Here is a 21,951-nt window from a genome sequence, read left to right on the forward strand (position 1 = left end):
TTTCTCAAAAATAGTTATAAACAAAATCGTTAGATACATTTAGGCTCAAGTTCTTATACCTCAATAAAGTAATATTTTTTGGAGATAGAGTTGAGTGCAGGTGCTGAAGTTTCTCCTTCAGGCAAGAAGGAGCTTGTATTAAGAGTAGTTGAAGCTAAACAAAAGGATGTAGGGAGAGGTAAGGTAAGAATAGACATAGACCTTCTTTCCCAAATAGGTGTGAATCCTGGAGAAGTTGTAGAATTAGAAGGTCAAAGAAAGACCGCAGCTATAGCATGGCCTTTGGCACCAGAGGATGTATTGAATGATGAAGATAAATATATCATAAGAATGGATGGCATTACACGTAAAAATGCAGGTGTTTCAATAGGAGACAAGGTGATAGTAAGAAAATCTAATCCTAAAGTAGCTACCAGTGTGAGATTAGCACCATCTAATTTTTCCATTACTGTTGATCCGGGCTTCATATCTTATGTTAAGAAAAAATTAAAGGATACACCTTTAGTGGAGGGCGATACTGTTTTAATTCCTGTATTGGGACAGGCAATTCCATTTACAGTAGTTCAAGTAAGACCACAAGGAATAGTTATAGTATCAGACGAGACCAGCATTACGATATCAGAGAAGCCAGTTGAACAGACCAGATATCCTAGAGTTACGTATGAAGACATAGGTGGAATGAAAGAGATAATACAAAAAATTAGAGAATTAGTAGAACTACCATTAAGACATCCAGAGCTATTTAAGAGGTTAGGAATAGAGCCTCCTAAGGGTATTTTACTCTATGGTCCTCCAGGTGTCGGTAAGACCTTATTAGCTAAGGCTGTAGCGAATGAAACTGACGCGTATTTTACATCTATAAATGGTCCAGAAATAATGAGTAAATTTTATGGTGAAAGTGAACAGAGGTTAAGAGAGATCTTTGAAGACGCTAAGAAACACGCACCTGCTATAATTTTTATCGATGAAATAGATGCTATAGCGCCTAAAAGAGATGAAGTTATAGGAGAAGTTGAAAGAAGGGTAGTAGCTCAATTATTAACACTTATGGATGGTCTTGAGAATAGAGGAAATGTAATAGTTATTGCTGCCACTAACAGACCTAATGCCGTAGATCCAGCGTTAAGAAGACCAGGTAGATTTGATAGAGAAATTGAGATACCCCTACCTGATAAGCAGGGTAGGTTAGAGATTCTACAGATACATACTAGGAATATGCCGTTATCTAAAGATGTGGATTTACATAAATTAGCAGAGATGACTCATGGATATACTGGTGCTGATTTATCTGCACTTGTTCGAGAGGCAGCAATGAATGCGCTTAGAAGGTACATACAGATGATCGATCTGAGCCAAGATAAGATTCCGCCAGAGATACTAGAAAAGATGGAAGTAAGAATGGATGACTTTCTCAAAGCATTTAAAGATATAGTTCCTAGCGGACTTAGAGAGATATACATAGAGGTACCTGAAGTACATTGGTTTGACATAGGTGGCTTAGAAGAGGTCAAGGAAGAACTTAGGGAGGTAGTTGAATATCCTTTGAAATATAGAGAAGTTTATGAGAATATGAGTATAGAGCCTCCTAAGGGTATTTTGTTGTTTGGTCCCCCTGGTACTGGTAAGACTATGCTTGCAAAGGCTGTTGCAACAGAGAGTGGTGCAAACTTCATAGCAGTAAGGGGACCAGAAATACTATCAAAATGGGTTGGAGAAAGCGAAAAAGCAATAAGAGAGATATTCAGAAAAGCAAGACAAGCAGCACCAACAGTAATATTCTTCGACGAAATAGACTCAATAGCACCAATAAGAGGACTATCAACAGACAGCGGAGTAACAGAAAGAATAGTAAACCAACTACTAGCAGAAATGGACGGAATAGAAAAACTGGAAAATGTAGTAGTTATCGCTGCTACTAATAGGCCTGATATTTTGGATCCTGCTTTGCTTAGACCAGGTAGGTTTGATAGGTTGATTTATGTTCCTCCGCCTGATAAGACTGCAAGGTTTGAGATTTTGAAGGTTCACACTAAAAATGTGCCATTGGCTGAAGACGTGTCACTTGAGGATATTGCAGAAAAAGCAGAAGGATATACAGGAGCAGACCTGGCAGCTGTAGTGAGGGAAGCAGCGTTAAGAGCTATAAGAGAGCAAATGGCTGAATGTATGGGAGAGGCAAATAATGAGTGCAAGAAGAGCGATATAGAGTGCAGAGAAAAGAAAATAAGAGATTGTATGGCTGGAAAAGGGAGAATAGTAGAGAGAAAGCATTTTGATGTAGCACTTAAGAAGGTCAGACCATCAGTGACCCAGGATATGATACAGTTCTATCAGAACTGGTTAGAGAAAGCAAGACAACAGTTGCCAAGAACTAATATAAAGCCGAGCACTTTTACGTGAGATTATGTCTTGGAGGGAAATTCCTTTACATTATGTAATCCTAGAAAGAGTGAAGAAACGTTCGCCTGTGACTGATCAAGAACTATATCAGGAAGTTAAAAAAAGCGTAGGATATGAAGTTTCTTTTTCTGATTTTTTAAAGGCTTTAATGAAGCTTGAAATGAGAGGATATTTACATGTTGTATTAGTTAAGGAGAATGTTAGAATGGTTAGCATTTCTCAAGGGTGATTTATAATAGGTGTAGATTTAGGCGAAATAGTTGAAGATGTTAAGAGAGAGATTAACTTAAATGAGATGAAAGGAAAGAAAATTAGTATAGATGCTTACAACACAATTTATCAGTTTTTAGCTGCAATAAGACAGCCTGATGGGACACCTTTAATTGACAGTAAAGGCAGAATAACAAGCCATTTAAATGGGCTATTTTATAGGACTATTAGTATAATAGAAAGTGGAATAATCCCCATTTTTGTATTTGATGGAAAGCCACCTGAAAAGAAGAGTGAAGAAATCGAAAGAAGGAAAAGAGCTAAGGAGGAGGCAGAAAAGAAATTAGAGAAAGCTAAGTTAGAGGGGGAGTACAGAGAAATTAGAAAATATGCTCAGGCTGCTGTTAGATTAAGCAATGAAATGGTAGAGGAAAGTAAAAAACTATTAGATGCTATGGGTATACCTGTAGTTCAAGCTCCAGGAGAAGGAGAGGCTGAGGCAGCTTATATAAATTCAATTGATCTTTCTTGGGCTGCTGCAAGCCAAGATTATGATTCCTTATTATTTGGCGCTAAAAGATTAGTCAGAAACATAACAATTTCAGGTAAAAGAAAGCTTCCAAATAAGGATGTTTATGTAGAAATAAAGCCTGAGTTGATAGAACTAGAGAGTTTATTGAAAAAACTCGGCATCAATAGAGAACAGTTAATAGACATTGCGATTCTTATAGGTACAGATTACAATCCAGACGGCGTTAAAGGAATTGGTGTAAAGACGGCATTAAGAATTATAAAGAAATATAATAATATCGAGAACGCAATAGAAAAAGGTGAAATTCAATTATCTAAAATAAACTTTGATATACGAGAGATAAGAAAATTATTCATTACACCTGAAGTTAAAAAGCCTACTGAACGACTAGAATTAGCAGAATGTAATGAAAGGGAAATAATAGAACTTTTGGTTAAAAATCATGATTTTAATGAAGATCGTGTAAATAACGGAATAGAGAGATTAAAGAAGGCTATAAAAGAAGCTAAGTCTGTTGAAAAACAGACAGGTCTTGATCAGTGGTTTTAATTATTTTGAATAAATTTACCCGTTGAGTTTAAATTTATTGTTTTACTTTAAATGATTGTGTCAAATTTATCATCATATTTACCATTATTCATAAACGTTGAAGGATTAAAGGTTCTAGTGGTAGGCGGTGGAAAGGTTGGTACTAAAAGGGCATTGAAATTTGCTGAGTCAAAGGCTATTGTATATGTTGTAAGTTTAGAATTTAAGGATGAAAATGAGTTAAGACTATTTGATAACATTCATCTCATAAAGAATGACGCGCGTTATCTCCCAGAGAACTTTCTATCAAGGTTCAACATTATAGTAGTTGCAACTAATGATAAAGAATTAAATGAAAGAATTTGTGAGACTTGTAAAAAATTAGGAAAGTTATGTAATAATCCGACAAATCCTGACTCATCTAACTTTATAGTACCCATATATGGAATAGAGAAAGGTGTGGGTATAGCAATTACTACCTTTGGTAAATCTAGTCTTACTTCGAAATACTTATTAGATTTAATAAGGAGTAATATATTAAAGGAAAACATATTTAGTTTAGTAGATACAATGGGTAAAGTCAAAGAAATTCTTAAGTTGAATGTAACTGAACCCTCTATACGTTTTATGTTTTATTCAAAAATTTTTTATGACGATAAGTTCAGGTATTATGTGGATCGAGGAGAAATAGACCTAGCAATACAAAGGGCGAGGGAGATTATTTATGGTAGATAACATAATTGACACTGATAATTATTATGCGATAGTATACACTTACAAGACAATTGGATTAAGTAAGTTATATGAGCATTATATACCAGAAAAAGATCTGATTAATATTCGTTTTTCGGATACACAAGTATCTTTGCTTCAAACTTGTAATCGCGTAGAATTATATTTGTATACCAAAGATAGAAATAAAATAAACGATATTCTAAGCAAATTAAACGAAACTCATGGTAAGGACATTAGCAGTAATGCAATTGTACTGAGAGGTAAGGATGCCATAAATCATTTATATCAAGTAGCCTCAGGACTAGATTCATTAGCTATAGGCGAATATGAGATTTTAGGTCAGATCAAAGAAGCCTTAACCAGTTGTAAAAAACATTCTCTATGTAATGAAGAAATTGAGTTACTATTTAATGCAGCAATTAAGGTAGGAAGAAAGGTAAGATCACTGACTAATATTTCTAAGGGAAAAGTAGGGATTTACTCTATTGCAATACAGAAATCATTAGAAGTTATGGGCGATTTAACTGACATAAAAATAGCAATAGTAGGAGCAGGAGAAATAGGATCAAAGTTGGCCTTTATGTTAAAAAATAACGGCGCAAGAAATTTGACTATCTTTAATAGGAACTTGGATAGAGCATTGGAGCTTTCAAATAAATTTGGTTACAATGCAGAACTTTTAGATTTTCAAAAGGTAAATGAATACGATTTAGTATTTATAGCTATAAATAACTCTAACCCGTCTCAATTGCGTTTAGATAAACCTAAATTAGTAATAGACTTATCTGTCCCTCCAGTTGTATATAAAACTTCAAATGTTATTTATTTAGACGATTTGAGAGTTATTTCAGATAATATTATATTAAATAAAAGAGAAGATATTAAGAAAGCTGAAGCAATAATTAATGAAGAGATTCAGAAATTTGAGTCGTTATTAAATAATTATAATATGAATAGATTAGTCTCTAGATTTATGAGTGAAATAGAATGGGTCAGAGAGAAAGAAGTGGACAGAGCATTTAACGAGATACTTAAAAATTACGCTGATAAAGACAATATTAAAGAAATCATTGACAAAATGACATATTCACTAATTAAAAAGGTCTTTTCTCCTATATTAGAAGATTTAAGAAAAGATCCAAATAATAAGAAACAAATAGTTGAATATTTGATAGAGGTGTTTCAGAATGGTCAATTTTCCGACACTAAGACCCAGAAGATTGAGAAGCAATAAGTTGTTGAGAGATTTTGTTGCACAAACTCACTTAAACGCAGCTAATCTTATATTACCAATTTTTGTAAAGGATGGAATAAGTGAGCCTGAGCAAATACAGAGTATGCCTGATGTTTATAGGTATCCTCCAAACGATAAACTAATAAAATACGTTGAAAACGTGAAGGAAAAAGGAATAAAAAATATAATTTTATTTGGGATTCCTGCCTATAAGGACGAAGTAGCTTCTTCCGCATACGCAAAAGACGGTGTAATTCAAAGAGCTTTGAAGATGCTTAGAGAATCCTTTAAAGACCAAATTCTACTTATAGCTGATGAATGTACAGATGAATACATAAGCCATGGACATTGTGGTATAGTACTAAGAAGAAACGGTAACTTAGTTATTGATAATGATGAAAGTTTGCGTATTCACTCTAAGATAGCTGTAAGTCAAGCTGAAGCAGGTGCAGACGTTATAGCACCATCGTCAATGATGGATGGAGTAGTAGGTGCAATAAGACGAGATCTGGACGAGGCTGGTTATAAAGATGTAGCTATAATGGCGTATAGTGCAAAATACGCATCGACTTTTTATTCACCTTTTAGAGATGCTGCATATTCTAAGCCCTCTTTTGGAGATAGAAGAGGATATCAGATGGACCCAAGAAATTCCTATGAAGCTATAAAGGAAGTGAAATTGGACATAGAGGAAGGTGCAGATATCGTAATGGTGAAACCTGCTCATACATACTTAGATGTAATAAGGATAGTTAAAGATGAATTTCCTGAGTATCCATTGGCTGCCTATCACGTTAGTGGAGAATATAGTATGATAAAAGCCGCTGCCATAAATGGTTGGATAGATGAGAAGACTGCCGTTCTAGAGATAACTACAGCAATAAAGAGAGCAGGAGCTGATCTAATAATAACCTATTATGCCGAAAAAATAGCTGAGTGGATAAGAGAAGGTGTTCCATTTTGAGTGAAAAATATTGGAATATAGCTAGTCATTATTTTGCAGGGGGAGTAAACAGTCCAGTAAGAGCTGCAGTAAAACCTTATCCTTTTTATGTGGAAAGGGCAGAAGGAGCGTACCTGTATACAGCTGATAATAAACAATTAATAGATTATGTGTTAGGTTACGGTCCTCTAATACTTGGGCATGCAAATCAATATGTAACCAAAAAAATTATAGAACAAGTTAATAAGGGTTGGCTATATGGTACACCAAGTCCTATTGAGATAGAGTTGGCAAGAAAGATATCCCATCATCTTCCATCAGCTCAAAAAATAAGATTTGTGAATAGTGGAACTGAAGCTACAATGTTAGCATTAAGGCTCGCTAGAGCATACACGGGAAGGGAGAAAATAATAAAATTTCATGGAAATTATCATGGCGCACACGACTATCTTCTGTTAGATGCAGGAAGTGCATTTACCGAATTTAACGTGAATGTTTATAATGGAATTCCTAAGAGTATAGTTAATACAATTAGAATTTGTGAGTATAATGACGCTGAATGCGTAGAAAAATTATCCAAAAGCGAAGATATAGCTGGAGTAATTGTAGAACCAGTTATGGGAAATATGGGGGTTATCCTACCCGATAAGGATTTTTTAGAGAGGCTAAGGGAAATTACACTAACTTATAATTCTGTTTTAATATTTGACGAAGTTATAACTGGATTTAGATTAGGTTTAGGTGGTGCCCAAGGTACGTTTAATGTTACCCCAGATTTAACCACATTAGGAAAGATAATTGGTGGCGGTTTGCCTATAGGAGCAGTAGCTGGAAAAAAGGAAATAATTGATATGTTAACACCAGCCGGTAAGGTATTCAATGCAGGTACATTTAATGCAAATCCGTTAACTATGACAGCTGGATTAGCTACTATAGAAGTTTTAGAGCGAGAAAATGTTCATGAAGTAGCAAATAGAGCTGTGAATGTAATATTAGAAGAATTAGTTAATGCGTTAGATAAGAAAATTCCAAATAATTTCGTCATAAATCATATAGGAAGTATGTTTCAGGTGTTCTTTGGAGTCAAAAAGGTTTCGAATGCAACAGAAGCGAAATTAGCTAATAAAGAAATGTATCAAAAATTCCATAACTTGTTACTTCAAAGAGGCGTATTTATTCCACCAAGTCAGTTTGAAACCATATTCACATCATACGCACACAAAGATGTAGTAGTAAACACTACATTGGAAATTCTGAGAAAAGTGGTTCAGGAGTTATGAGAATAAGAATAGCTGCACGTGGGAGCCTTTTAAGCAGAATTCAAGTTAAGATGGTAGAGGATAAACTTAGGAATTTGGGCATAGAGACAGAACTTATAGTTGTGAAAACAAAAGCTGATTTATTTCAAGATAAACCATTAAATAGCCTTGGTAAAGGTGTCTTTGAGAAAGAAGTTAATGAAGCAGTAATAAACGGAGAAGCTGATATTGCGGTACATAGTATGAAAGACATGCTAAGTGATATGGACGAGAAATTAGTTTTGTATGGGGTTTTGCCTAGGGATTCACCATATGATTCCTTAGTTGCTGAAAAAGATTTGTTTAATATCGAATCTGGCAAAGTAATAGGCACAAGTAGTATTAGAAGAAGAAGTATGATCTCTTTCTATAGAAGAGACCTAGTTGTAAAAGATCTCAGAGGAAATATTGATACTAGGTTGAAAAAATATCAATCTAAGGAATATGACGGAATAGTGATTGCTGAAGCAGCAATTAAAAGGCTAAACTCTGTTGTTAGGTATTATAAAATAGATCCAAAAATAATAACGCCTGAGGCTAATCAAGGAATAATAGCTATAGTAGGCAGAGTAAATGAGAAACTGAAAACTCTATTTAGAGAATTGAATGACGAGAGAACTCTTAAAGAAGCGTTAGTGGAAAGAACCGTAGTGAAGCTTTTAGGAGGTGGTTGTCATTCCCCCATAGGGATTTTAGCTTCGATGATATCTGAAAACGAGTTTAATGTTATATCTACATATGTCATCAGTGACAAGAAAAAAATTACTATAGAAGGAATATACAGAGGAGATCCAACTACTGTAGGCGAAAAAGTAGTTAAGGATATGGTAAAGGTGCTTAAACATGAAAATTCTTCTGTTACGACCTGAAAATTCTAGGATACCTGTTTTAAATAACGTAGAAATTATAAATATTCCTATTTTCGAGATTCGTTGTGTGAAATATGATAATGAGATTCTTAATCAAATTGACGGAATTGGATTTACTAGTGTAAATGGCGTTATGTGTTTTAAGGATTTTGATCGTATTCGCCTCAGTAAAATTTACGCTGTAGGTAGATCAACTGCAATGGCAATAATGAATAAGGGGTTTCCTGATGTAAAGGTTCCCACAGAATTTACAGTGAATAGTATGATTCAGTTAATGTTAAATGATGGGTTAAAAAACCCTGTAGTTGTGAGAAGTAAGGTAGGATATGAAAGAGATCGAGAATTGATAAGGAATGTTGTTTTTCTTGTCGACTATGACCTTGAAGTTATTGAGCATAATCTCGAACGTGCAAAATCACTCATTAAAGAATGTAGAGTAGATATTGTGGTAGTTACTAGTTCCAAGATAGCAAGTTTAATAAAAGATTCTATATCTAATTGCATCAAAATAGTAAGTATAGGACCAATTACTTCATCTGCTTTAGAAGGAGTAAATAATATATATGAAGCAAAGCAACATGATATAAACGGAGTTTTAAATATAATATCTGACTTGTTGAGGGATAGTAATGGATGAAGGTGAATTGAAAAAATTAATTCTTTCAATTTTAAGAAAGAATGTTGGAGAAATAGATGAGAAAACTTTTGAAATTAGGTTTTCTCAAAGTTTTAGGGATAAAGTTTCCACATATGGAAGGTTTGAAACTAGCAATGGTGTTTATGAGTTTGCTGTAATGGTGGATAAGAAGGGAAAAGTTCTAAGGGACCATGTAAATTTGATAATGCCTAAAAATGTAAAGAACGAAATAGAAGATAAGATAAGAAACAGGGAATAAATTTGAAAGTATTATTAGTAGTAATAGATGGATTATCTTTCTCTGTATTTGAGCGTATTAAGGATAAATTACCTGTAATGAAGGATTTGATTGAGAAAGGATTCTACAGTAAATTAGAATCTGTGTTTCCATCTTTAACACCGGTTGCACTTGCATCTCTAGCTACGGGATTTAACCCAAAAAATAATGGTGTAAACTCATCTAAAATTTATTTAAAAAATTCCTCATTAGATAAACCTTTGTCAGCATATAATAGTAAAGCCCTAAAAGTAAATCCGATATGGGTTTACCTTGCCAAAGAGGGATATAACGTTTTAGTGGCTTCTTTTCCTCAAGCTTTACCCGACAGGTGGAATATGGAAGGATTAGTTCTTTTAGATCCTTATAGAAGTAGAATTAGAAAATGTAGTGATGGTAAAGTAATTAGAAGTGGTGAAAATAAAGTCCTAGGAAAAATATGGTTAGTGGAGAGCAGACATAATAACGGTTACTATGTATCATATAGTTCTCCTTCGGGAGAAAAGAGTATTGAAATATCGAAGGGAGATTGGTATGGACCTATAGAAATATATGGTAAATGCGGTAAGAATGAGTTAACAGGTATATCATTCCTTCATGCAAGAGAAGATAGCATATACTTAAGTCCTGTAAGCTTCTATAATAAAGAATGGTGTAATAAACCCTCTATAATGGAAAATGTGTGGAATTATGTGAGTTTAAAATACGGAATGATGCTGGATGGAGACTATCCGTCACTAAGTAAAGGAATAATAACATTTGAAGAATATATGAAAACCATAGATCTAACATTCGATTTTTTTAAAAATTATACCAAGTATTTACTAGATAATATAAAGTGGGATTTAGCTATAACTTATCTACCCATAGTAGACAATTTACAGCATTTATTATACGGAATAGATGATGATAAAGCGTATGAATATATTCTAAAAGGTTATTTGATGGCTGATGAATTCATAAAATTACAACTAGACTACGCTCCTCTAATTTTCATAGTGTCTGATCATGGAATAGAGAAAATAAAAAAGAGAGTTTATGTAAATAAACTCCTTGAAAAAATGAATATTTTGAAGTTAAGGTCAGAAGACGAGATTGATTGGTCTAAAACTAAAGCCTATTATGTTGGTGGTGGTCAAATTAGGATTAATTTACGTGGTCGTGAAAATAGAGGTATAGTTTCTATCAAGGAATTTCCTAAATTGGTGAAAAGAATTGTTAAAAACTTGGAGAATTTAAAAGATGAAAATGAACAAATTTTTACGTCTATTTACGCAAACGAAGTACCTTCGTCAGATCGAGAAGGAGATATTACAATTATGGGAGTTAGAAGATATTATGGAATTAGTAGTATGGTTAAAGCTAATCAGGAAGTACTAGAAAACGTTAAACCTTATGTTACAGCTACAGGCGAGCATGGATATTTTAGAGAGAACGATTTGTATGGTATAGTTATAATTTATAGTAAAAATAATAATTTTAAGAATATATTGCGTATTAATAGCCTGAGAATTATAGATATAGCACCTACAATTCTGAGTCTCTTCAGGATAAATAATGTTAAATTTGATGGTGTCCCAATTTCAAAATTGATAGAAATTTATGAGTATTCCCGCAACAATATCGAAAAAGGCTAGAAAGCTGATTGGCATAAGTTATGAAGAACAGGGTATGCCTTACGTCGAACAAGTAGATTCGGAAGGAAATAGAGTCAACGTAGTTGAACAAAAGATTTATATTAAAAAATCCTTCATGACCATTCCGAGTAGTCTCAGGCTTATTCACACTAACAAGCTTCTTAGAACACCTAGTTTACTACCTATAATCTCGAATTTGCAAGATTTACCATATAAATACAAGCCAATTAATAACGGGAAAAATAAAGAGATTAGAGATGTAACTGTTGAGAGATTAATAATAGGTGGTGGAACTTCTGGTCTAGCAAGTATGAGGGAAAATTCCTTATTAATAACTAGAGAAGAGTTAGGTGATATCTTATTTGACGAATATACTTTAGAAAGGTCGTTTATAATTGAAGAATTAAAAAAATTATACAAGTATTATCAGAATCACATTATAAGCGGAAGATTTTTAGGAAAATTTGACGAAGGGCTGGTATTCGATACAGTAGATCAGATTTGGATTGTAAAAGCTAATGAAATCGTTTTAGCCGGAGGGGGCAGGTGCCTTAAGCCCATATTTCCAGGAAATAATACACCTGGTATAGTTTCAAGAGAATTTAATCTTAAAAGGCTTAAAAACAAATTTCAGAAAATTCTTGTATAAGGTTATACCGATCTAGCAGCTAGGACCGCACTACACGCAAAAAAATCTACTATTCTTGTTCCTAATAATATTACTATTTCCCTATCACCTTATTATAAGGAACAATTAGATAAAAAAGGAGTTGAGATTTCTAATGGAAATATCTATAATATAGAGAGTAATAACGGAAAACTTATAGTTCAGACAGATAAAACTACTTTAGAGGCAGATTTGATCGTATTTTCGGTTTCTAAACAACCCAGACTGGAAATTACTTCAAGTGTAGGAATTGGTTATATATATGATGCTGGTAGGCACTTATATGTTCCCGTTCATGATCAATTAGGCAGAAATAAGAATTTATTCATAGTAGGAGGAATGAGAGGAATAGATAATGAATACTTAAGTTATTTGAGTGGGAAAGCCTCTAAGGGAGAGGAAATCGATAGATTTTTAGAAGAATTGAAAAAATACAATCCTAATCAGCAAAATGAATCTCCGTATAATTATGGAAATGGTGGAATTGTATGTGAATGTGAAGATATAAGCATGGAGGATATCAATTTTGCTCTTTCATTGGGAATCGAAAAGGACGTAGAAAAGCTCAAAAGAATAACTGGTTTAGGAACTGGTCATTGTCAAGGAAAGGCATGTACTATTAACCTTGGCGACTACTTAAAAAGTTCCAGACTAATCTCCTATAGATCACCCATATATCCGGTGATATTATGATCATAATAGTAGGAGCAGGTTCACATGGATTAAGCCTAGCTTATCATCTGTATAAGGAGGGAATTAAAGACGTAAGTATAATTGAAGCAAAGAATGTTGGATACGGTAGTAGCAGTAGAAATGCGTCAAGATATAGGTATCATTTTAACAGTAAGGAAAATATTGAGTTTGCAAAGAGTGCAATACCCTATTTATGGTCTCAATACAAAGAACTTATTCTAAATGTTTTTATGTTTAATACAGGTTATTTATGGATTTTAAGAACCGATGAGGAAATTAGAACAATAAATAAATTAGATAGTATATGGAGAGAAGAGGGAATAGGTGGTAAGTTTATTAGGTGTAATGAATTCGAGTTTCTAAAATTTGATGGTGAATGCTACTTTGCACCTCAAAACGGATCATTTCATCATGATTATCTCCTTTATAGTTACTACCTTAAAATAAAGGATAAGTACCAGTTTATCTATAGAGAAGCTGATAAAATCATAATAGAAATTCCAAGGTTAAAGGGGTAAAACTTTCCACTGGAGAAGTAATAAATGGTGATACTGTTGTTATAACAGCAGGGGCATGGAGTGGCGAACTTATGAAGAAAAATAATTTTAATGTCCCCATTTTTCCTGAAAAAAAGGAGATATTTATAACAGAAAGTCTACGATATATGGTAAAACCATTAGTGATAGATCAAACTAACCAGGTATACTTCTCACATACCTTGAAGGGAGAGATAATTGGAGGAACTTCAACACCACATGAATATGGATTTTATGAATTTTCTAATTCTATTCAGGAACTGTCTAAGTTTTTAAGAGGAGTCAGAAGTCTAGTAAAAGGTGCAGAGGGCATAGGAATTATGAGAGGCTGGAGTGGATATTATGAAATGACTCCTGATAATTCACATATTATGGGATTTTCCAATGAGTGGCCTGAAGGTCTTTACATAGACGCAGGATATAGTGGTCATGGAATGATGTTTTCTCCTTATTCTGGGAAAATATTATCTAAGCTTATTTTAGATGGATATGTTGACAACCAAATAACGAGATTTTCGCCAGACAGGTTTAAAGAAGGCAAATTAATAGGAGAAAAACTTGTTATCTAGGTAAGACAACCGCTTTCTTTTTCATGTGTGTGTTTATATATGAAGCTAGATCTTTCGCGTACTGACTCCTACTTCCATCAACAACAATTAAATCTGCTGAGGTATTATCAATATAGTATACAGTTTCTTCAAAATCCGCATGGCTACTCATACCTATAACAAAAGAATTCTGATCTAGTGTTTTTATTATGTTATCTATCAGCCATCCATCTAACAGGAAATTAGCATGAAACTTATCCCTTTTCTTAAACTGTGTAGCATGCTCAAAGGCTACATACCAATTATTCTTTAATACTTCTCTACCTTCCGGTGTATTTAAGCTAACTACGTTTTTTAAATCCCCTTCATATTTAGTAAAGATACGTGTTAGTTTCTCTATCTTATTATCTACCAAGAAAGGTGCTTCAACACCATACTTTCTCAGTATTTTCATTGCTTCTTGAATCTTCCCATAATAACCATAAATTTTAACAGGTCTTTTCAGAAGTTCATCTGAAACATAATCAGCAAACAGCATGTCAACATCTTGCTTAAATTGCCTTACTAACCTTGGATTTCCATAAGTAGCATCGATAATTAGGATATCTGGATTTAATATTTTAGTTCCTTTTCCAGGTTCTCTGAAATCTCCTGTATATGCAATTTCCGTTTCGTCTGTTTCAATTAGTACTTGAGCAGCTCCTAGTATATGCTCAGCCTTTTCCAGTTTTATTCTCTCACCTGAAAGTTCTATTTCTATGCCATACTCTAAAGGAAACTTCTTATGTTTAGGTACTATGTACCCAAGTACATCCAATGCCTCAATAGTCGCAGGCGTTCCTATAATACTAGTACATTCTTTAAGACTTTTCTCTAATTCTGTTAAGTGGTCAGAATGAAAATGTGTTACAGCCCTGAATAACCTTTTATAATGTCCATCTACAGTAAAATTCTTACCTATCAAAATTGCTCCATTCTTCAGTATATCATACATTTACTCTATGTCGTCCTAAAAGTTTATGAAGTTTTATCATATAATATTAGCTTCTATGTCTCTGTTATGTCCTCAACTTTCTTTTTCAGTCTACTCTGATACATCTCTAATATCTCATTTGGTGTTGTGGCTTCTTCAACGCTTTTGTCATCCCTCCATCTTATGAAGCGTGGAAATCTTATGGATAAACCAGCTTCTTCTGAGACAACACCCTTGCAACAAGTATGTAATGGAGATAAGGTTATTTCAGCACCAATGATTTCAGCTACATATTTCGGTTTTACCCATATATCTGGTTGTATTTCAGATTCCACTCTAGGATCTTTTTTATCTAATTTAGCTTCAGATAACATCTTTTGTACTTCCTCTAATTCAGCATCACTGAAGCCTGATGCCACTTTACACACAGTATAGAAAGTATCTTTATCAGGATCATATGCTGCCATTAATAAGGAACTGAGTTTACCTCCCCTTTTACCCCTGCCATAGAAAGCTCCCACAATAACCAGATCAACGCTATCAGCCATTTCGCTTTGATAGTCTTTCTTTAATTTTATCCACAAAAATCCCCTAGCTCCTGCTTGATATATTGAGTCTTTACCTATAGATTTTACTATAACACCTTCTGTGCCATCACTAATTGCCTGATGGAAATACTCTACCAACTCATTAACTTTATCAATATATTTGTGATCTGCAACCTTAACTATATCGTTCTGTGTCACAATTTCCTCTAATTTTTCTCTTCTGTCTGGTAAGGGTTTTTGTGTATAATCTTCACCGTCATTATACATGAGATCAAATAGATATACATTGACCGGGTACTCCTTTATAGCCTCGCCTATATCATTCTTTCTTTTCCTATGCATTAGGTTCTGGAAGGGAAGGATCTCTCCGCTTTCTTTATCTATCGCAACTATTTCTCCTTCAAGAATAACTTCATTACTTTTGATAGAGTTTTTTATGTACTCAACAACGTCTGGGTACTGTCTGGTTATATTCTCTAGTCGTCTAGAGAAGATATAAACTTTCTCACCTTTTTTGTGGATTTGAGCTCTCTCTCCATCATACTTATAGTCTACTATTCCTTTACCGCCAACTTTGGCTAATATTTCTGATGGGTCTGTCAATCTTTCAGCAAGCATTGGTCTAATCGGTATCCCAACCTCTGGTTTAATCGACTTTATAGTCTCTATGCCATTTTCTGCTAAAAGTTTAGCTATATTTCCGAGATCAGCTCTCAAATTATATGCACGTTCTATCAACGGCCGTGCAGCAGTTCCACCACCAAATACATTTGCTAACGCGTCCATGATTGTGGCATCACCTATGCCAACTCTCAATCTACCATCAATGAATCTAATTATGTATTTAGCCTCCAATGGATCAGCTTTTTTGAGGAGCCCTGCTAGGGAACGTATTTTCATATCTCTGCTTCCTTCTCCCTCAGACAATGCTATCTTACTCAGTGATTCATAAACCTCTTCTACAGTTAGCTTAGTTACCTTAGTGGAACCTAAATACGATAGGACATTTTGTGATGAATTAGTTCTCTTAAGTTTGTAAGCTACCTCTCCTAGGTCACCCAGAATTCGTAATTGCTTTTCAATTTCATCTTCTTTTATGTTAGTTGAAACTGAGAGTGCTTTAATCATAAGTTTTTCTCCAAGACCGATTTCAGGCTTCTCAAAGAAGTCCGGCCACAATTTACCTTGAGTAATATATATAACTTTATCTATTACATCCTTATCTGATTTCTTTAACAAATCCGTTAAGAGAGCTGTGAGCTGAATTCTTGATGAAATTTTTTCCAATCTGTCAAAATATTCAGCAATTAATTTAAACTCCACATAAATTATTTACCCTGAACATAAATAAAAATGATGACATAAAATAGCTGATCAGTGAAGACTCAGAGTTACTCTGATATACTTGTTTTGCGTAATACTGATTAGTAACATTTAATAATGCAACAACGAATAAGAGGTATTTCAATATGATTCTTGGTGACAGAGATTTAAAATATTATCTAGAAAAGGGTTGGATTAAGGTTGAGCCTATTTATGGTGACTCTGTGAGGGAGAATGGTATAGACCTCAGGGTTGGTAATGAGATTGCTAGGTTTAAGAAGACAGATAAGGTCTTTGACCCAGACAACCCAGACTACTCATTCTTTGACGTTCAAAGAGGAGAGGAATTCATCATAAGTCCACATGAACATGTACTACTGGTTACAGAAGAGTATATGAAATTACCAAATGATGTTATGGCATTTGTGAACCTACGCTCAACCTTCGCTAGACTTGGGCTGTTTATCCCACCGACAATTGTTGACGCAGGATTTGAAGGTCAGCTAACAATAGAGGTGGTCGGTTCATCATTTCCTGTGAAGATAAGGAGAGGTACCCGTTTCCTCCACTTAATCTTTGCCAGGACATTAACGCCTGTAGAGAACCCCTATCAAGGTAAATATCAAGGACAGAAAGGTGTAACAATACCAAGGTTTAAGCTATAAGAATTTCCCATCCTTTTATTTCTGAATTATAGATTGCCAATCCTTCTTCCACAAGTTTTCTAAATAATTTGGCTTCTCTTGTTTCTAGTTTGCTTGCGGTTTCCTCTTTATCAGATGAATGTATCTGTTTAATTTTGTTTTGAAATTCCTCAAAGAACTCTCTACTCAATGCAATTCTTTCCTTCTCTGTGTTTATTATCATTGCTCCCTCTCTTTCTAATTTATTAAAGAAGGCATCTGGATCTCTAAGCTTTACCTCAGATTCGAATATAACTCCTTGTTCAGTAAGTATTTCGATTGCAGTTTTTTTGGGAGATTGTTGCTGAATCTGTTTATCATCCTTTTTACTCTGTGGCTGTCTAGTTTCCAAAGGTTTATTGGTGGTTTGATCTTGTTTTTCCATCTTCTTGTCTTCTAGTTCTTCTATTCTTTCTGATAATTCAGCTATCTTCTTTTTGAGTTCTTCTAATTGAGCAGTGAATGGGTTAATAAAGTCAATAACTTTTTTCTCTAACTTTGGCATTAGTTGATTTATTAGGTCACTCCCAGCCTCTGCTCTTGTAATTGTTCTCTGGCTTTCATTACTCAAAAGAATTGACCTTATATATTCAGAAACCAGAACATAACCTTCTTTCCTAGCCCTTTCCTCTAACTGCTTATATTCTTCTTCAGATAACTTTATATAAATGGTCTTCATTCACTAAATACTCTTCTCCTTTGTATTAAAAAATTAGTTATAATTGAGACCTTTTATTGTTTCTCAGATTGTTTCTCAAGTATGGTATTTATGAAGTTCTCCTCATAAGGTACTCCTATAAACTCCACTGAATCATTTATTGCGATTGTTGGTACGGACATAACTTGATATTTTTCAGCTATATCCTGGTTTTCATATGCCTCTACAACTTCCGATATCACATTGCATTTACCCACTTTACAGGCTTCAAAAGCAACCATATGCGCTAATAGTGCAGCGTAAGGACAATAAGGACAGGAGGGAGTAACAACTGTAGTTATCCTTGTAAAACCATTTAGTTTCTCCTTTATTGCGTTCACAGTTTCCTTACTTAGACCACTTTCACCCTGAGAAAGCCTTACTATAGTTTCTATTAATGCTCTTATCTCCTCTCCTAGTGGTGCACCGGTCCATCTTAATTTACCTCCAAGAAAGGCTACTGTAGGAACCCTAGTAACCTCGAATTCTTCAAATGTCTTAGCTTGGTCAGGGTTAGCCCTATCCACAACCATGACTTGTAGTAAGGATTTTCCAGCATTATCTTTTGGGGACGCGTCCTTCACAAAGTTTAGAAATTTTTCTGTAACTTCACAGTAGTGGCAGTGCGGATCTTTTGAGTCAATAAATAGATGAACTTGAACTGTTGACTTCATATCCTTTAAGGCGTCAATTAGTGCTTGTCTTATTTCATCTGTAAATAATTCTGCAAATTCTCCTTCCATCGTGTTCACACTAAAGATAATCATTTATTTGGTTGAATAAAAATGTATCTATTGTAAATTCGAATGCTGAGACTTTTTACATTTAATGTCGCTGGGTCTAAGAACTATGATTTCATCAGTGTTTTTGTTAATCTCGCGGTATATTAATCCATTAAATTTCTTTATTTTCACCCTTTCATTTAACCAACAATCAGGTTTCAAGCCTGCTTTTATACATGTTTCAGCTAGAAATGTTTCAGAATCCCAACAATATTCTGAAGCAACTTGCGGTAATAAAAGTCCACTGTACATTATTCCATATTCTACTATTAGCCCATCTTCTCCCACATTTATAAATGATGGCAATTTCCATCTATCCTTAACACTGATTTCCTCTGGTTTAGTCAGTATGGTAACTTCTATTAAGATGTCATTTAACTCACTTTTTGATAAAGGTGGAAATCTAGGATCAGAAAACGCTGCGGCTACTGCTGCCTTAGAAACTATTTCTTTTAGTGGAGCCACAGCCTCCACATATCCTATACAACCCCTTAATGATGTTCTCTCATCTTCGATTTTTTCTATAGTCACAAAAGCTAAACCTCTTTTATTCAAAACAGGATTTTTGTACTCATCTAAGTTTAAATTGACTAATTTAAATCTATTCTTTATAGAATCACGAGCAATTTTAATAAGTTGTTTTCCAATATCCACGTTAAGGTCATTGATTGTTACTAGTTGTTCTAAACTCATATTTTTCACTTATACTTTTAGCCTTAATAATTATATTTTGAATGCTCTTCCAATGCATCCCCTTCCAATACTCTTTTTTACATCTAGTACATTTCCATCTGTTCTCATCGACCTTCTTTAAGATACCATTGCATTTAGTACATCTTGAATAATTCGGGTCTGCAGTTAAATCAATCTTGTATTTTATAGCAAGCATGGCTAGTATCTCTTCTATGTTCAATTCAGTATTTACGTAAAAACATTCTAGATCATTCTTTTTAGCTCTGTAACATAATCCTCTATCCATCGTTAGTATAATTCTACTATCATTTTTAGCTATCTTTATTATTTGCCAGTCTTCGAAGTCCTTACTATACAAAGTATCGTATCCCAATATTCTAAGCCATCTAGAAAGTTTACCTAGCATTGCATCTGCAATAAACTTTTGCCCCTGCACTATACGTTATATAATGCCAGAAATATTAAAAGCCATGCAGAAAACAGTATCGCAACTCCTCTTCCAAAAAGATCCCATTTACTTTTACTTACATTTCGAAAAAGGATGTTGACGATAAGAATAGATAATAAGTATGAGGCTATGGGAGTAATTAGTGAAGCCAATATGTTTTGTATTAAGAAAAACGATATTATACCTGCGCAAATACCTATTATGCCTCTAACAATTACTATTTTATCTTCTTTCTCCACGACTAATAATTAGAGTAATAAGGGGTAAAAAAGTGAACAAAAAAAATTCAATGTCTTATATAGATCTTTTAGCGTGGATAACAGAAAATAAAAGTATAATAGAAGGTAGCAGGATAGATAATGTATATAAGATTAGTGGAATACAAGCCTATTTATTTAAATTACACTCTAAGAATACGGATAAATTTCTAGTGGTGGAGCCAGGCAAGAGAATTCATTTTACCAAATACGACAGAGAAAAGTCAAGTGAAGGAGAAGTAAGATTAATTAGAGAATTAGTAAAAGAAAAAATAATAAAATCTATCAATATATTGGGCAATGAAAGGATTGCTAAAATTGATCTTATTGACAGGAAGATATACATAGAATTACTACCGAGAGGGCTTCTGGTTATAACAGATGGGAATAATAAAGTCCTCTTTTCCACTGAATATAAGGAATTTAGAGATAGAATTATAAGATTAGGAATCGAATATTTACCTCCACCACAACCAGCCCCTTTAACAAGCGACGAAATAGAGAAATTAATTAATAAGGGTAATTTAACCAGAATATTAGGTGTTCCCCAGGAAATTTTAGAAGCTTTAAATATAAAAATCAACAGTTTAGAAGAGTTAGATGGGGTAAAAAATAGGATAAATGATCTTCTAAACACCATACGAGGAGGAAAATTCTTCAATTGTCTTATTAGAAACGTAACAGTACTACCAATTAAAACAGATGAATGTGTAGAGTACAACTCATATAATGACGCATTAGACGATTATTTCACACAACTGGAAAAGGATATCGTAAAAACAGAGGTAGACAAGAATTTAGAGAAGGAGAAGGGCAACCTAGAAAAAACTATAGAGGAATTGAAGAGTCAAATAGAGGAGTATGCCAAAAAAGAGTCTGAGATGAGACAAATTGCAGAAACAATTATCACTAATTATGAATTGATAGAGAACGCTATTAAAAATAGTAATAAGAAAAATAGTGTAACCTTAAAAATAAACAATATCTCGATAGACATAGATCCTAAATTAACGGTTTATAAGAATGCCTCTAAATATTATGATCTAGCTAAGGAATATTCTGAAAAGGCAAAGAAAGCTGGAGAAGTCCTAGAAGAATTAAGGAAAAAACTTTCAGAATTACAATTTAAGATAGACGAAAGGAAAGAAGAGATAAGGATATCGCTTAGGAAAAAGGAGTGGTATGAAAAATATCATTGGGGTATAACAAGAAACGGTCATATTGTTATTGCAGGAAGAGACTCAGATCAGAACGAGAGCATAGTTAGAAAACTACTTGATGAAAAGGATATTTTTCTTCATGCCGATATTCAAGGTGCAGCTGCTACAGTATTAAAAGCAAATTCAGGACAAGTATCTGAAGACGATATATTAGATGCTGCATATATAGCTGCGTGTTATTCTAAAGCTTGGAAGACAGGTTTAGGTAGCGTAGATGTTTTCTGGGTTTATGGTAATCAAGTTAGTAAGTCTCCCCCTAGTGGTGAATATTTGGCTAAAGGCTCTTTTATGATCTATGGAAGAAAGAATTTCATAAAAAATGTGAAACTTGAATTGGCAATCGGTATAATGAACCAGAACGACGAAGTAGGTCTCCTTTATGGCAGTGTGTACAGTGTAGAAACAAGGACTAAAAACTATGTTGTAGTAGGACCTGGAGACGAGGATTTAGAAGAGATATCTGAAAAGATATTGAGGTATCTATCGCAATCGAGTGGAGTTAAGGGGCTTAGAATTTTAAAAGAAGAAATTATAAGGCAATTGCCTGGAAAATCTAGGCTAATTTCAAGAAAGACATAAAGCT

22 protein-coding genes and 1 pseudogene are annotated in these 21,951 nt (G+C 34.0%); 16 read left to right on the forward strand and 7 right to left on the reverse strand.

What is annotated here, in order from left to right; translation table 11 throughout:
- Positions 1–78 precede the first annotated feature (78 nt).
- From SACI_RS03700 to SACI_RS03760, 14 genes and pseudogenes are all read left to right on the forward strand, one after another.
- A complete protein-coding gene (locus tag SACI_RS03700; protein WP_011277648.1) occupies positions 79–2,400 on the forward strand; it encodes a CDC48 family AAA ATPase in 2,322 nt (773 codons plus the stop codon).
- A 4-nt stretch (positions 2,401–2,404) separates the two neighbouring features.
- A complete protein-coding gene (locus SACI_RS03705; RefSeq protein WP_011277649.1) occupies positions 2,405–2,629 on the forward strand; it encodes a hypothetical protein in 225 nt (74 codons plus the stop codon).
- A 6-nt stretch (positions 2,630–2,635) separates the two neighbouring features.
- Positions 2,636–3,691, forward strand: coding sequence for a flap endonuclease-1 (gene fen, locus SACI_RS03710; RefSeq protein ID WP_080504006.1), 1,056 nt, complete (start codon positions 2,636–2,638; stop codon positions 3,689–3,691).
- Between the two features lie 51 nt (positions 3,692–3,742).
- Positions 3,743–4,405, forward strand: coding sequence for a precorrin-2 dehydrogenase/sirohydrochlorin ferrochelatase family protein (locus SACI_RS03715; protein ID WP_015385495.1), 663 nt, complete (start codon positions 3,743–3,745; stop codon positions 4,403–4,405).
- Entirely contained in the window at positions 4,395–5,639 is a 1,245-nt protein-coding gene (locus tag SACI_RS03720) for a glutamyl-tRNA reductase (protein WP_011277652.1), read from the forward strand. The genes SACI_RS03715 and SACI_RS03720 overlap by 11 nt, the downstream gene beginning before the upstream one ends.
- A complete protein-coding gene (gene hemB / locus SACI_RS03725) occupies positions 5,593–6,603 on the forward strand; it encodes a porphobilinogen synthase (protein ID WP_011277653.1) in 1,011 nt (336 codons plus the stop codon). Before SACI_RS03720 ends, hemB begins: the two co-directional genes overlap by 47 nt.
- Positions 6,600–7,862 (forward strand): glutamate-1-semialdehyde 2,1-aminomutase, encoded by a 1,263-nt coding sequence (hemL, locus tag SACI_RS03730; RefSeq protein WP_011277654.1) that lies wholly within the window; start codon positions 6,600–6,602, stop codon positions 7,860–7,862. The genes hemB and hemL overlap by 4 nt, the downstream gene beginning before the upstream one ends.
- The gene (gene hemC, locus SACI_RS03735; protein ID WP_011277655.1) at positions 7,859–8,749 is read left to right on the forward strand and encodes a hydroxymethylbilane synthase; all 891 of its coding nucleotides are present in this window, start codon (positions 7,859–7,861) and stop codon (positions 8,747–8,749) included. Before hemL ends, hemC begins: the two co-directional genes overlap by 4 nt.
- Entirely contained in the window at positions 8,724–9,386 is a 663-nt protein-coding gene (locus tag SACI_RS03740) for a uroporphyrinogen-III synthase (protein ID WP_011277656.1), read from the forward strand. Before hemC ends, SACI_RS03740 begins: the two co-directional genes overlap by 26 nt.
- Positions 9,379–9,645, forward strand: coding sequence for a hypothetical protein (locus SACI_RS03745; protein WP_015385496.1), 267 nt, complete (start codon positions 9,379–9,381; stop codon positions 9,643–9,645). The genes SACI_RS03740 and SACI_RS03745 overlap by 8 nt, the downstream gene beginning before the upstream one ends.
- Positions 9,646–9,647: 2 nt before the next feature.
- The gene (locus SACI_RS03750) at positions 9,648–11,300 is read left to right on the forward strand and encodes an alkaline phosphatase family protein (protein ID WP_011277657.1); all 1,653 of its coding nucleotides are present in this window, start codon (positions 9,648–9,650) and stop codon (positions 11,298–11,300) included.
- On the forward strand, positions 11,266–11,949 hold the full coding sequence (locus SACI_RS12200) for a hypothetical protein (protein WP_011277658.1): 684 nt from the start codon (positions 11,266–11,268) through the stop codon (positions 11,947–11,949). Before SACI_RS03750 ends, SACI_RS12200 begins: the two co-directional genes overlap by 35 nt.
- A gap of 210 nt (positions 11,950–12,159) precedes the next feature.
- Positions 12,160–12,660 carry a (2Fe-2S)-binding protein gene (locus SACI_RS12205; protein WP_238375757.1) on the forward strand — a complete coding sequence of 167 codons (501 nt, stop codon included), beginning with the start codon at positions 12,160–12,162 and terminating at the stop codon, positions 12,658–12,660.
- A pseudogene (locus SACI_RS03760) lies at positions 12,657–13,765 on the forward strand (NAD(P)/FAD-dependent oxidoreductase). The gene SACI_RS12205 and the pseudogene SACI_RS03760 overlap by 4 nt, the downstream one beginning before the upstream one ends.
- On the opposite strand, the gene SACI_RS03765 reads toward SACI_RS03760, so the two are convergent.
- Both SACI_RS03765 and SACI_RS03770 read right to left on the reverse strand, forming a co-directional pair.
- A complete protein-coding gene (locus tag SACI_RS03765; RefSeq protein ID WP_011277659.1) occupies positions 13,758–14,738 on the reverse strand; it encodes an MBL fold metallo-hydrolase in 981 nt (326 codons plus the stop codon). The pseudogene SACI_RS03760 and the gene SACI_RS03765 sit on opposite strands and share 8 nt — an antisense overlap.
- Positions 14,739–14,791: 53 nt before the next feature.
- Positions 14,792–16,588, reverse strand: coding sequence for an ATP-dependent DNA ligase (locus SACI_RS03770; RefSeq protein ID WP_011277660.1), 1,797 nt, complete (start codon positions 16,586–16,588; stop codon positions 14,792–14,794).
- A gap of 146 nt (positions 16,589–16,734) precedes the next feature.
- Between SACI_RS03770 and dcd the strand changes: the two genes are divergently transcribed.
- Complete coding sequence (gene dcd / locus SACI_RS03775) at positions 16,735–17,253, forward strand: dCTP deaminase (protein ID WP_011277661.1); 519 nt, start codon at positions 16,735–16,737, stop codon at positions 17,251–17,253.
- Here dcd and SACI_RS03780 read toward each other — a convergent pair.
- The 5 genes from SACI_RS03780 to SACI_RS03800 are packed head-to-tail and all read right to left on the reverse strand — an operon-like array spanning position 17,243 to position 20,130.
- Positions 17,243–17,950 (reverse strand): hypothetical protein, encoded by a 708-nt coding sequence (locus SACI_RS03780; RefSeq protein WP_011277662.1) that lies wholly within the window; start codon positions 17,948–17,950, stop codon positions 17,243–17,245. The genes dcd and SACI_RS03780 overlap by 11 nt on opposite strands.
- A 53-nt stretch (positions 17,951–18,003) precedes the next feature.
- The gene (pdo, locus tag SACI_RS03785; RefSeq protein ID WP_011277663.1) at positions 18,004–18,711 is read right to left on the reverse strand and encodes a protein disulfide oxidoreductase; all 708 of its coding nucleotides are present in this window, start codon (positions 18,709–18,711) and stop codon (positions 18,004–18,006) included.
- A 48-nt stretch (positions 18,712–18,759) separates the two neighbouring features.
- Complete coding sequence (locus SACI_RS03790; protein ID WP_011277664.1) at positions 18,760–19,443, reverse strand: TIGR00296 family protein; 684 nt, start codon at positions 19,441–19,443, stop codon at positions 18,760–18,762.
- Positions 19,412–19,879: a Mut7-C RNAse domain-containing protein gene (locus SACI_RS03795; RefSeq protein WP_011277665.1), complete on the reverse strand. Its 468-nt coding sequence runs from the start codon at positions 19,877–19,879 to the stop codon at positions 19,412–19,414. The genes SACI_RS03790 and SACI_RS03795 overlap by 32 nt, the downstream gene beginning before the upstream one ends.
- Entirely contained in the window at positions 19,879–20,130 is a 252-nt protein-coding gene (locus SACI_RS03800) for a hypothetical protein (RefSeq protein ID WP_011277666.1), read from the reverse strand. The genes SACI_RS03795 and SACI_RS03800 overlap by 1 nt, the downstream gene beginning before the upstream one ends.
- Before the next feature lie 32 nt (positions 20,131–20,162).
- On the opposite strand from SACI_RS03800, the gene rqcH reads away from it, so the two are divergent.
- Positions 20,163–21,947: a ribosome rescue protein RqcH gene (gene rqcH / locus SACI_RS03805; RefSeq protein ID WP_011277667.1), complete on the forward strand. Its 1,785-nt coding sequence runs from the start codon at positions 20,163–20,165 to the stop codon at positions 21,945–21,947.
- The last annotated feature ends 4 nt before the right edge of the window (positions 21,948–21,951 follow it).

Source organism: Sulfolobus acidocaldarius DSM 639 (assembly GCF_000012285.1).
GTDB lineage: Archaea > Thermoproteota > Thermoprotei_A > Sulfolobales > Sulfolobaceae > Sulfolobus > Sulfolobus acidocaldarius.